This is a genomic window from Thalassomonas actiniarum, from assembly GCF_000948975.2.
GTDB classification, from domain to species: domain Bacteria; phylum Pseudomonadota; class Gammaproteobacteria; order Enterobacterales; family Alteromonadaceae; genus Thalassomonas; species Thalassomonas actiniarum.
The window spans coordinates 2930320-2943830 of the sequence record NZ_CP059735.1 but is presented as its reverse complement, the minus strand read 5'-3'; the positions used below and the strand labels follow the sequence as shown (position 1 = coordinate 2943830).

Annotated in this window: 7 protein-coding genes; 1 reads left to right on the top strand and 6 read right to left on the bottom strand. The window is 48.7% G+C overall.

Going from position 1 to position 13511, the window contains the following annotated elements:
• Window positions 1-78 precede the first annotated feature (78 nt).
• A complete protein-coding gene (locus tag SG35_RS12760) occupies window positions 79-2409 on the top strand; it encodes a response regulator (protein WP_152646665.1) in 2331 nt (776 codons plus the stop codon).
• An 89-nt stretch (window positions 2410-2498) separates the two neighbouring features.
• Here the strand turns inward: SG35_RS12760 and SG35_RS12755 are convergent, their stop codons facing one another.
• From SG35_RS12755 to SG35_RS12730, 6 genes are all read right to left on the bottom strand, one after another.
• The gene (locus SG35_RS12755) at window positions 2499-2885 is read right to left on the bottom strand and encodes a VOC family protein (RefSeq protein WP_044833553.1); all 387 of its coding nucleotides are present in this window, start codon (window positions 2883-2885) and stop codon (window positions 2499-2501) included.
• A 164-nt stretch (window positions 2886-3049) separates the two neighbouring features.
• Entirely contained in the window at window positions 3050-3694 is a 645-nt protein-coding gene (locus SG35_RS12750; protein ID WP_044833552.1) for a DUF3087 family protein, read from the bottom strand.
• Between the two features lie 63 nt (window positions 3695-3757).
• On the bottom strand, window positions 3758-5692 hold the full coding sequence (recD, locus tag SG35_RS12745; RefSeq protein ID WP_053043116.1) for an exodeoxyribonuclease V subunit alpha: 1935 nt from the start codon (window positions 5690-5692) through the stop codon (window positions 3758-3760).
• On the bottom strand, window positions 5685-9365 hold the full coding sequence (gene recB / locus SG35_RS12740; RefSeq protein ID WP_063888657.1) for an exodeoxyribonuclease V subunit beta: 3681 nt from the start codon (window positions 9363-9365) through the stop codon (window positions 5685-5687). The genes recD and recB overlap by 8 nt, the downstream gene beginning before the upstream one ends.
• A complete protein-coding gene (gene recC, locus SG35_RS12735; RefSeq protein ID WP_044833551.1) occupies window positions 9362-12883 on the bottom strand; it encodes an exodeoxyribonuclease V subunit gamma in 3522 nt (1173 codons plus the stop codon). The genes recB and recC overlap by 4 nt, the downstream gene beginning before the upstream one ends.
• A gap of 212 nt (window positions 12884-13095) precedes the next feature.
• A complete protein-coding gene (locus SG35_RS12730) occupies window positions 13096-13425 on the bottom strand; it encodes a DUF4870 domain-containing protein (RefSeq protein WP_044833550.1) in 330 nt (109 codons plus the stop codon).
• Between the last annotated feature and the right edge of the window lie 86 nt (window positions 13426-13511).

Sequence of the window (13511 nt, the reverse complement as noted above, 5' to 3'; positions counted from 1 at the left end):
GAAGAAATATTGATAATTAACCTTCTGTTTACTAAGGTTAACTCAGAAAATCTCATTTTCCAGTGCAAGGATGATTTTGTGGCAATTACTCACGCGCAGTCAGGCCGAAAGTTTCGTCAGGGTATAGCTAAACAACTGGTCTTTTGGATTCTATTCGTTAGTTCGATAATTACCTTGATCATTACCGCCATTCATCTCTTATTCGATTACCGACATGACATGGAAGAACTCAATGATCGCCTATTGCAAATCGAAAAAAGCTACGTATCCACGGTTGCCGCAGCCTTATGGGTTGATGATATTGACCAGCTCAAGGTACAAATCAGCGGCATTAAGAATATTTCCGACATCTTGCTGGTCGAGTTATTCCGGGACGGCGAAAGCATTATTCGCCTGGGTTATAACAAGGAAGAGTATGTCCAAACCAAGCAATGGCCTATCTTTTACCGCTATGAAGGGGAAGAGCATAATCTGGGACTATTGGCGGTTACCACCAACCTGGAGCCGGTTTATCAAAATCTATTCGATAAAGCCCTGTTGGTATTATTTACCCAGGCGGCAAAAACCTTTGTTGTCTCAGCCTTTATACTCTTTGTGGTCTACCGCCTGATCGGCCGCCATTTGTCCCGGTTAAGCCAAAGCATGCGCTCGATACGCGCAGGGCTTGCCAGCACCCCTTTATCCCTGAACCGCAAGAAACCGGTCGATGATGAGCTCAATTTTATGGTGCTCAGTTATAACAAGATGATCCTCAGCCTGCAGCAATCATTTGAACAGATCAATGAAGCTAAACAAAAAGCCGAGCAGGCGAGCCAGGTAAAAAGTGAATTTGTTGCCAATATGAGCCATGAAATCCGCACTCCCATGAACGGTATTATCGGCACCACTTCCCTTTTGCTTTCTTCCAATCTCAACGAAGAACAACTGCACCTGGCAGAAATCATCAATCGCTCCTCCTATAACCTGTTAGACCTTATTAACGGCGTGCTCGATTTGTCTAAAATAGAGTCCGGCCGCCTGGAAATAGAATCCATTGAATTTAGCCTGACAGAATTATGTGAAGGGGTGATAGAACTGTTCACCCCCAGGGCTACGGAAAAAGGACTGGCCCTGAAGCTGCAGATAGCCTCAAGCATAGATCATTATTTGCTAGGCGATCCCATGCGCTTGAGACAAGTGTTATCGAACCTGATAGGCAATGCTATCAAGTTTACCCACAGCGGGCATGTTTTACTTAAGGTTGAATGCCTTGAACGGTTACCACAAAAACAAAAGATCTTATTTAATGTCTATGACACAGGGATCGGCATTGACCGGGAGTACCAGGATAAAGTTTTCGAAAAATTTTCTCAGGTAGATAACTCCACCACCCGCAAATATGACGGCACAGGCCTGGGGCTGGCAATATGTAAAGAGCTGGTAGAAGCGATGGACAGTGAGATTCATTTAGAGAGCGCCCACAACCAGGGCTCACATTTCTCTTTCGAAATAACCTTTAGCATCACTTCCCACCTGTTATCGAAAAACGAAGAAGATTTACGCCAGCTCACCAATAAAAGGGTGTTATATGTCGATGATGAAATTCTGAACTTAAAAGTGCTCAAACCTTTACTCACCAGCTGGGGCATGATTACCGATGAGACTTCCAACCCCGATGAACTTTTTGAACAGCTCAACAAGCAATTTAACTGTGGCAACCCCTATCATTTACTGCTGCTAGACAAAAATATACCGGGGAGCAGCGGTTATGAAATTGCCCAATCTATTCGCAAAAACGCAAAGTTTGTCCAGCTTAAAATCATTTTAACCAGTGCAGAGCCCGAGCACAGCGATATCGAAAAATGCCAGAAAACCGGGATCCAGGGATTGATGGCTACCCCGGCCAAAGATCACGAAATCCTTAATATTATTAACCTGGTATTGTCCAATTCCATTTTTAATCCCCAGGTATTTACCAAATACTCCGCCAAGAAAACCTTTGAGCAGCAGGTTAGTCAGGAGCATGATTTTGATCTTAATATCTTGCTGGTGGAAGATATCCGGGTTAACCAAATCGTCGCGACAAAAATCTTAAAAAGTTTTAATTGCGAAGTGACCGTTGCCGATAATGGCCAAAAGGCGATTGAACTTTGGCAGTGTGAAGAGTTTGATATTATCTTTATGGACTGTTTTATGCCGCAAATGGACGGCTTTGAAGCGGCAAGGCAAATCAGGCGGCGGGAAAATGCGGATCAACATGTTAAAATCATCGCCCTCACCGCCGGCAGCCAAACCGAGGATAAACAAAAATGCCTTGATGCCGGCATGGATGATTTTATTAATAAACCCATTAGCCGGGATGCGATATTGAACACGCTTGCCGCTCACAGCAAACGCAAAAACAGCGAAGCCCTTCAGCAAGCAACTTGACGCCTAAGCCTTTAACTTAAAAGGAAAGCTTTTCCTGCATTTAGTGCCCGGGACCAACAACTGATTCCGGTCAGTTACTTGCCCTGGCATCACTCCTTGGGGGGCTGGTAATAAAAGGCGTTGATCTTATTACCGTCCAAATCCCTGAAATAACCGGCATAAAACCCCGTCATTTCTCCTCTTGGCCCGGGCCTGCCATCGTCTGTCGCCCCTAACTCGATCGCTTTCTGATAAAATGCATCAACCTGCTCGGGAGAGTCCATGGTGAAGGCGATCATAGTACCATTGCCGACACTGGCTCTGGCGCCGTTAAAAGGTTTGGTGATGGTAAACCCCGGATTACCCGGACTTTTTGCCCAGGCAACAAAGAGTTCGGTTTCAATAAAACGGCCAGCACCTATGCTACTTAAAAGTTGATCATAAAATGTGACAGCCTTGTCTAAGTCATTTGTACCTAAAGTAACATAACCTATCATTTTCACTTTCTCTGTAATTGTGTTCGGTCATTAGATTGTAGTGAATAGCGGATACAGCGCCTTGATGTAAGTCAAGTTAAGCACAATTGGACAAGGCGCTGCTTTTTGAGGATTATATGATAAAAACTTAAGAGCTGAATGTTCAAAAGCGCTCAAGTGGCAAGCTAAAATTTCTTGATAAGATCGGCGCTAAATTGCTCCGGACTTAAGCTGACGCCGTTATCGGCGGCAAGTTTTTCCAAAGCTGTGATATCCTGCTCTACTTTCCCCAGGGTCAGGGTATTGTCATCAAGCAAATACACCTGCTTTAAACCGGCATAATAAAAGCCGAGTATGACCAGGGCATCGACATTCCCCTTGCCAGCGGCCTGTTTGATTTTGTTTAGACGCCGGTAAATCAGGTTTTGCAGTTGTTTTAATTGCCAGACATAATAGATTTCGCTGAAATAGCGGCTGCCTTTTAACTGGTGCAAAACAGCGGCACAGGCAAGCAGGGCCAGGATCACCCCGAGCAGGTTATAGCGGAAGTTGCCGGTAGATTCTGGAACCGCTTCGCCATCAAGCGCCGGCTTATCAGCGCCCTGCCCCCTGATATTATCCGGCATTTCCGCCTGTGGGTTTTGCGCTGTAAATGCTTGCTCTTGCCCGCTAATATTGCCCTCTTTTTGCAAAGCAGGGCTTTGGCCAAAGGCGGCTATTAACGCGGCGCCAAATAACAGGGATAAGGCCAGTAAGCTGGCGATAAAACCTATGATAACCCGGTTTAAATGCTGACGGTAACGACTTTTATCAATTTCAATTAATTTCATGGTTTAAACTTCTTAAAAAATAATGTGCTTACTGACAGCCAAGTCAATGGCTGTGTTTACTCTCTACTCACTCAGCTCCAGGTTTAATCCGGAAAAGCGTTTTACCCGCCCTTCCACGCCATGGCTCCAGACATTGGCTTTACTGGCAATACTCAGCCGGGACTTGGCCCGGGTAATGCCCGTATATAATAATTCCCGGCTCAGCAGTTTATTATCCGTTTGCCCCGGCAATAACATGGCAACATGATCAAATTCACTGCCCTGGGTTTTATGTATAGTCATGGCATAGACAGTTTCAAACTGGGGCAGCCTGGACGGCATCAGCCATTTAAAGCCAAGCTCGGCATCTTCAAATACTGCCATCAAATGCCCCTTGTCATTACGCCAGATCATGCCGATATCGCCATTATAAAGCCCGAGACGATAATCATTTTCACTGATCATCACCGGCATACCATGGTATAAACGCCCGGAGGCATTGGCCAGCCCCTTATCCGCCAGGTATTGTTTGATCAGCTGGTTAATGTTTTCAACGCCATACTCTCCCTTGCGCATGGCGCACAAAATCCTAAAACGCCCTAGCAGTGAAAAGGCCTCACCAACCTGGTCGCAATGAAAAAGCCCCAGATAATATTGCTCCACCAACCGGGGTAACCAGGCTGATAGCTCGCCGGGTAGCAGGCTCAGCTGCTCATCACCTTCTTCCTGTGCCCGGGTCAATAACTGCCAGCTTTCACTGCTTTGCCCGGCGATCACTGCCGCCGCCAGGCGTCCTATGCCCCCCTGGCCGTCAAAACGGCGGCTTTTCACCAGGTAGCTGATATGATCGGCTGCCCCCTTGCCGCCTTTAGCTTTAGGCAGCTGGCGGCAACCGGTCACCTGTTCAAGGTAGGCCAGGTTCTTGGGGGAAAATCCCGGATGTGGCCTGGGGGCAACATCGTTAAGCACGCTGCCGGCGGCTACCGAAGGCAATTGATCGGCATCACCGAGCAAAATCACTTTGCTGTGCTGCGGCAGTGCCCGAAAAACCCGGGTCATCAACGCCAGATCCACCATGGAAACCTCATCTATCAGCACCAGGTCTGCCTGCAGTAAATTGTCCCTGTGGTGGCGAAAATTCACCTGGTTCGGGATCACCCCGAGCAAACGATGCACGGTAAGGGCCTGCTCTGGAATGGCCGCCAACACTTTTTCTGGGATCAATCCCCGAAAACCCTTCACCGCCTTGGCAATAGACTCGGACAAACGCTGTGCCGCCTTGCCGGTTGGCGCCACTAAGGCAATAGTTAACGGCTTTTGCGGTGAACGCGCCTGTTCAAGCATGATCAAGGCCGCCAGCAATTTGGTCACCGTATAGGTTTTTCCGGTACCGGGACCGCCGGCAATAACACTGAAACTTTTATTGACGGCATTGGCCACGGCGATATGTTGCCAGTCTATTTCCCCCGCCCCTTCTTCATTGGCGCTTGCGGGAAATAATGTATCGAGGCAGGCTTTGATCTCATCGGGCTCAAAAGCAGCAAATGCCCCGGCAGATTTACTGCGGATAAAACCCGCCAGTTCGCCTTCAAAGGTGAAATAGCGGCGAAAGTAGAGTTTTTGCCTGTAATACACTATCGCCTGATCTTGATCCGGCGCCAGTGCCAATGCCGATAACAATTGATGCAAACTTTCTTGCTCGGCAAAAATAAAACCATGATGGCTCACCAGGCCCTCATCATCGCTGGCAAAGCCGAAACACTGCCCGGCGATACTTTCCAGCGGTAAACAGGTATGGCCATTTCGTAAACTTTCACTTAACGCCAGCAACAGATGAAACAACTGGGGCTCAAAACCCAGGCCCTGGCATAGCTCCCGGGCAAAAAAATAATCTATCGGCTCCAGGGCGGCAAGTTGTGCCTTTGCCCGGGCAAAAGAGCCATAAACCGGTATGTTTTTATCCTTGGAGCTGTCACGAGCAAGGTTGGGATCAGCGTTAGCCCCGCTATTATCAAGCATGTTCCTGCCCCTCTTTTGTATTACCCCGGCTATTGCCCGGGTCATCGTCTTGGCTGCTGTTACCGGAAAAAATCGCATCTAAACAGGTTAATTCTTCCACGCAGATCCGGCGATAATAAACGCCGCAGCCCGCATGGTCCGGATCATGGGTCATGCCGCGCAAATAAAAATAATAGATGCCGCCAAAGTGCTGCCCGGGATCATAATCTTCCAGGGCATAAGCCAGGTGGCGATGCAGTGCCAGGGCATAAATCAGGTATTGCAGATCATAATAATTGCTTTGAATGTTGGCCAGCAGGTTGCCCGGCTGATATGCGTTAAAGCTATTGCCTAAGTGACTGGATTTATAATCACACAGGTAATATTTACCCTGATGCTCAAAAATGAGATCGATAAAACCATGCATCATACCCTTTAATTGCTGGTAGGCGGGTAAACTGACGGTTTTTGCCGGTGGCCGTTTGTCGCTTTTTCCTCCTGCCCCTCCATCCGGAGCTTCCTGATAAAGCATGCGATCACTTTGCTGACGATGACGGGTTAATAATTGCGCCACAGAGGCAACATTAGCGCGGGACATGGGAAAGTAAAATTCACTCTCCCTTAACGTCTGCACCGCAGGGATATCCGCCAGGCAACAACTTGTCTGTGATTGTCCAGCGCCGTCATTTTGCACCAGAGGCGCCATTAAGACTTGCTTAAGCCAGGCGGTCAAGTCTTGCTCACTATAACCCGTTGTTAGTTCACCATATTTCACCAAAGGCCATTTCATCGCCTCTTGCCAGTCTGGCTGGTTAAAATCCAGGTGCTCAAAAATATCATGCAGCAAATTACCGGTATGCGCCCCTTTGGCCAGATTAAAGCGCAGCAGCGCACTGTCGAGCAGCTCAGCAGTACCTGGTTGAAAAACACCGGTTTCACCATCCCGGTCCGGGGTCGAAACTCCGCCATGGCGCAGGTTGCGGCTTAGGGCTGAAAAAGAGCTCAGCCACCAGTCCCGTTCGATTTTTCCGGTGAAAGCGGCCGGGACTATCTCAGATGCTGTGCTTATTGCTTCTGCCCGGCGGGTTTCTTCAGTCAGCTCCTTGATCTGCTTAACTCCGATCACCCCGGGATTTTCAGCCGCCAGTTGCTGCAAAGCCGCGGCCATGTCCTGATCCTTTTGCCATTTTAAGGTTTTGCCCAGCGGAGAGTTAAAATATTGCTCAAATTCTGCGGTTAAAATATAACAGCGCTGCTCAGCCCGGGTAACGGCGACATATAATAACCGGACAGACTCGGCATAAACCTCATCGGCCATGGCCTGCCTGGCTTCAGCCGAACCGTCTAAACTTAGTTTCAATTGTCCGTTACCGTCATGATATTCAACCAGGGTCACGTTGCGATTACCAAAGCGCAGCGGATCTTTATGGCGACTGGCAAAGGGGATAAACACCACGGGATATTCCAGCCCTTTTGAGCCATGCTGAGTGACAATTTTGATCAGGTTGGCATCGCTTTCCAGCCTTAATTCCGTTTCCAATTCGGGATTGTCCTTTAAGATCTCCTGTTCCAGGTAATAAACCAATTCCTGAGGCTGGCGATGGCGCTGGCTGGCGGATTGCAAGATTTCAAACAAATGCAGTAAATTAGTGAGGGTCCTGTCCTGCTCACGGCTGTCGATGACAAAGTGCTCATGCATCAGCTTTAACGCCATGGTAATAAAACCTTTATGCTGCCATTCCTGCCTTAACGCCAAAAACTGAAATTTCAGCTCCTGCCAGCCGAGCTCATCCCGCTGCAAACGGTAAAGCTTCGCCGGGGTAAAGCCGAGCAGGCCGCAGGCAAGCGCTGCGGTATACAAGCGCTCATTTTCCACATGCAAAATGCCGTTAAGCAAAGATAAAAACTGCTCCGTTTGCTCACTGTGCAGTAAATTAGCCTTGTTGCTCAAAAATACCGAAGCCAGTCCCAGATCTTGCAAAGCCTGTTTAATAGCCCCGGCCTCGGTGCCGTCACGCACCAAAATAGCAATATCCCGGGCTGCCAGGGCATTTTCCCCATCGGGCACTGACAGCAAACGGGCAATTTCACCGGCACACCAGTTGGCCATCACCGGCCTGAAATCCTGTTTTACCTTAGCTTTAGCCGGTGCTTTTTTCTTATCTTGCTTTTCACTGTGCTCTTCGCCGATGGCAAAATGAATAAACTGCAAAGCCTGCTCTTCTTGCCCGGGCAAGGTCGCTTTTTCTCCCGCCTCGGGAGCGGCTTTCACCGGGATGTAGGGGATACCGTAGCCAAATACGGGTAAGGCTTCACCTTGAAGATCATTGCCATAAAACAGGCGGTTATAACCCTGGATCATCCCCGGGGTAGAACGCCAGTTGGTATCCATCAACCACTGAAAGTCACACAGGCTTCGGGCTGACAAATAGGTAAAAATATCGCCGCCGCGAAAGCCGTAAATGGCCTGCTTAGGGTCGCCGATCATAAAGAGTACCGCATCAGCTTGTTGAAAATAAATGGCTTTTAAAATAGAAAATTGCAGCGGATCTGTGTCCTGAAACTCATCCACCAGCGCCACCGGGAATTGCGCAAACAAAACCTGAGCCAGCTTATTATTGTCCTCATCCGTTAAACACTGCTGTAAGCGGCTGATAAGATCGTCAAAGCTGAGCATATTCTGGAGTTGCTTTTTCTTGCCCAGCTGCTCGCTGATAAAATCCAGCCCCTGCTTGACCACCAAATAAGCCTGCGCTTTGTCCAGCTTTTGCTGCAGGGTTTTTACCGCGGTTTTCACCTCGTTCACCGGGGCAAAAATCTCCACCAGCTCCTGCTTGTGTTTGGCACGGGCAAAGCGGCGGCCGTCGATAAAAGCATCGGGCATTTTATCTTTAAAGGCATTGATATCTTCGATAATCTCGGCTAACCAGGCCTTTAACGCCGCAAGTTCCTGCTCGCGCTTAGCTCTTTCCTGACCGGTTTTAACCTCGATCAGATATAAACTCAGTTCTTGCTCGTGGTGCTTAAGGGCCGTTAAGGCTTGTTGCGCTTTGGCCTGAAAAGCCTGGGCTAAAGTCCCGGCACTGATGGTTTCCAGCTTAGCCGATAGCGCTACCTGATAAATGGCCTTGGAAAAATGACTCAGGAACGTCAGCGGATCCGGCCAAAAAGCGGCAAGCTGCTCAAACTGCTCCGGGCTTTGTTGTGCCAGCACCCGGTACCAGTCCTGGCAAGCTTCCAGCAAAAGCTCCTGGTCGCTGGCTTCCATCTGGCTGTTAAAAGACATACCACTGGTAAAGGCATGCTGGCTCAGCACCCGTTTGCAAAAGCCATGTATGGTAAAAATCGCGGCTTCATCGAGAAATAACAGGGCTTTTTTCAGCAGGAAGCTGGCTTCATCTTCATCGATTTTTTCAGCTAAAGCGGCAAAATAGGGATCTGAGGCCACCAGCAATTGCCAGTCGTTGATCGCCGTGCGGATAAAGGCGCCGATACGCCCGCGTAACTCTTCGGTGGCATCCTTGGTAAAGGTCATCACCAGAATTTGTTCAACCGGCAGTTTTTGCTCTAACAACAAACGTAAATATAAACGGGTGATATTAAAGGTTTTGCCAGTACCAGCGCTGGCCTCAATTAAGTGTTTGCCTGTTAAGGGAATTTCATGGGCTACCAGGTTTTTCGGTGCTTGGCTCATAACTTCACCTTTTCAAGTGCCTGGTACATGGGCTGGTAAAGGCTTTCTATCATAGACAAATGCTCGCTCAAATCAGGACAAGTCGGCCAGAAATAATGCATATAGGGATCTGCTGATAACGGCCGTATGGCATTGACATCATGCCAGTATTTTTCAAAGTCTTGCTGGCTAAAACTTTTACCCCGGCCGGTAACTTTAAAATAATGCTCGGCTAACTCACCATTAACTAACAGCGCCTGATTTTGTCCTGAAGCAAAAGCGGCTAATAACCGGGCTAGTTGTGTCTCGGGATCGGCTATGGCTTTAAACCGGTACTGGCTGACTTTCTGGCTTTTGGTATCAAAGTAAAAACCGCTACAGTCACTGACGTGCGCTAATAAGCCCTGCTCATCAGCCTGTAATGATATTTGGCCTGCAGCAAGCTGGCGTTGCCATACCTGCAGGATTAACTGGTGCAGATACAAGGTAAAAAAGTCTTTTGCCTTGGCGCTGCTGCTGCGATAAAACACCAGTTGCTGCCCTTGCACCGGCAACAAGGTGCTTAACGAAATATTATTGCCGTCTGCCTGGGAAAGCAGCACTTCACAGTAGACTTGGCTGGGGTTATCCCCCCCTTGTTCAATGATCACCCGGGAGAATTGCTCACTGTCATCGCGCCATTTTTCAAATAACTCCCCCGTGGTCGGCAAATAGGGGAACTTGCCCGCCAAACGCGCAGCTGTGATCACCTGTAAAACTTCCCGGTCGATGTCAGAGGTGGCTGCAGGGCCATCTTCCCCCTCTTTTGTGGCCGCCACCAGGTAGCAGTCAAGCAGCTGCTCCCTTAACTGATAACTTTGCAATCGATCGGCGGTAAAAGGCTCGGCATCCTCAAGCTCTATGCTTACCTGCTCAAAATATAGGTTAAGCTGGCGGCGGGCAAATTGCCTGGCCGGGTGCTGGAAAAAAGCGATCAGCTCGGAAGCATTGATTTGTGCAGTTTTTTCTCCCTGCTGTTCTGCTGGCATATTTTCCGAGGCTGCTGCTGAGTTCTGTTTATCGCCGAGCTGGTTTTCTTGTGAGATCACTTCTTGCGAAATCAATAGGGTTTCATTGCCGTTTTCTTCACCTGAGGCCGTACTATTGCCTAATTTCAGCCACTTCTCATCAAAACCCGGGTAAGCACCGAGATAATTGTCAGCGCTAAAAGGCTGCATCGGCAGTTGCCGGATATCGTCGCCCGAGTTGCCGAGTTGCCAGCCATAACCCAGTTCCAGGTATTCCATCAGCTCTTTTAATACCAGGGAAGCTTCCCTGGGGGCATTGGTTTTAATATTACGCCCCTGATAGCTCAGGTAAAGGGCCTGGCGCGCGGAAATAATGGCTTCAAGGAATAAATACCTGTCATCGCCCCGGCGCGATCTGTCGCCGAGTTTTGCCGCCGTCATCGCCAGCAGATCAAAACCCAGCGGCTGACGCTGACGGGGAAATTCACCGTCATTAAGCCCTAACACCGCAATAATTTTAAAAGGAATGCTGCGCATGGGGATCATAGAGCAAAACGTTACCTGGCCCACCATAAACTGGCGTCCGGGGTCCGGCATACTGAAATGGCTGTTGAGAAACTCCCGGACCACGCTGAGGGCAATATCCTTATCGTAAAGGGCATGGGTACAGTATTCCACCAGGGATTCGATGGCGTGATAAATCAGCTCAAAATTATGATCTCCCGTGACCACAAAAAGCTCATCCAGCATTTGTTGTAAAAAGCTTTGCCAGCTACAGGCATCGCGCGCTGTGCTTAGCTGATGGGAAAAACTTTGCAGCTGCTCAATAATCAACATCAGCTGGCCTAATAAGCGCCCGTCGTCCCCTTCCACCACAGGCAACAATAACGCCTCCTGGTGGATAACCTCGCTGTCGCCGTAGGCAAATCCCGTCATCAGCCGGCTCAGCCCCTGCTGCCAGGTAAAACTGTTACTGCCCTGCTCAAGCCCGAGGATATTGGCTTTATGCTGCTGATCCAGCCCCCAGTGAATGGCCGCCTGCTCAACCCAGAGGCTAATTTTATCGATATCCTCAAAGCTCAGGGAAAACTTTTGCTGCATCGCCGGTAATCTTAACAAGGCGACCAAACCCGAGACCTGAAAACGGCTGTCGGGTAGATTAAGCAAGTCAATAAAAGCGGCGATCAGCGGCTCGGCGTCTTTACTGCTCCTGTCGGCAATGGAGCAAGGTAAAGGCGGGATTTTATCGTCGATATCCTGCCAGCCCCGGGTAAAGACCGCATTGACATAAGGGGCGTAACTCTCGATTTGCGGGCACATCACCAGGATATCTTTTGGCGTTAACTCACTGTCGGCATTAAATTGATGCAACAGCCAGTCATGCAAGCCCTGCACTTCTCTGAGCGCACTATGGCAGCTGGTGATGATCACGGAATCATCTTTTGCCTTCTTGGGCGCCTGGCGCGCATCCGTCAGGGTTAAAATATCATTTTGCAGCTGCGCCAGCACAGAAGCAGTCACTGCTTCCGGTATTGCCGCCTGCTGACCGGGTTCTGGTGCTGATACCGTATCCTGGCTTCCGGCCTGTTCAAAGACGTCAATATTGACCAGGGAGTAATTGTGCAGCAAAGCCATAAATTCCCTCCCCTGCTGGCCAAGACTTGCCAGCAGGGGGTTACCGACCGCAGAGCGGATGTCCTCATAACCATCGACCCAGTTGCTGATGGCCTTCACCGCCTGCTTTTCTGAAAGGATATCCCCCCAATAGGAAAAACACGGGTTTAAATGAAAAAAATGTATTTCGATATGCTCACTCAGGGCATTAATAAAGTCCAGCCACATCGGCGCCATGGCGTTGATACCGAAAAATACAATCCGCCGGGGCAGCTCGGCTTTCTTGTTATTGAGCCCGGCAATGGCATCCTGCATTAAGGTCACCGGATTATAGGGCAGTTCTTTGATCAGTAATTGCCATAACAAGCCCTGCCATTTTTCAATCTCATCAAGGGCGCCGGCATGGGGCAGGCTCTCGTTTTGCAAATTGAAAATACTTTCTCTGTGCTGCCAGGCATCAATCCACTTTGGCCGGAAAATAAGGTATTGCTCGTATAAATCCGCCAGCTGTGTTGCCAGCTGATAACGTTTCAGTGCCGCTCTTTCTGCTGATGTTTCCTGTTGCCAGTAGCGGCTGGGCTGCTCAAATTCGGGGTTAGCCGTCACCTCATCGCTGCCCAGTAAGGCAGCTAAGCGCCAGGTAAGCACTTCCCGGGAATAAGGCGACTGATCAGGGACATCTTCATCACTGGCAACGGATCGCATTAATTTCCATAAAAACTGCGCCGGCAGAGCATAACGGATATTCATGCTGATCCCCCGCTGTTTTGCCAGCGAGAGATTAAGCCAGTGCTGCATACCCGGATTTTGCACCACGATAATTTCCTGGCTAAACACCGCCAGGGGGGATATCTGCTGAATTTTATCTAGCAACACCAACAGATTTTCCATCTTGTTGGCTGGATAAAGGTAGATCACATTGATACCAAGTAGATTAATGAAGCCATCCGGCTTTTTTATTATCGGTAAATTTAATCATATGGGGTAAGTCAAGACTAGTGAAAACCACAGAAAAACCCCAAAGAAAATCAAAATGATGAATAATCGAGCAGGCAGGGATTAAAAAGGAAAGATAAGGCAACAGCCGGGGTTAAACGACAAGGGGTAAAGCCGTTGCACAAAAACGGAAACTAACAGATAAAGTCCAGATGTCTTTGATAGAAGTCCCCCAATAACGGCACAGATCTTTTTTGTCCGCTCAGGGCATAATACAAGGCCAAAAACCACAAAAAGACCACGGCGATATTGAGTAACCAGCCAATTAAGGGAATAAAGGATAACAGGGCTGCGGTAATAACCAATCCCAGGGATTGTCTTAAATGAAAGCGGGCAAAGGTTGATTTATAAAAGCCATAGAGAATGATCGCCAGCATCCACCCCACTATGGTCAGATAACTTAATGCCGCCACAATTTTAGCCATATCATAGGCCGTTTTGGTTTCCGTGTGATAATGCGACATCTTTTATCTCCAGCAGGGTTTATTAATATAAAAGTTAGCCTTTATTCAACTTCCAAACAAGCAAAAATTTTGTCATAGTTAACAAT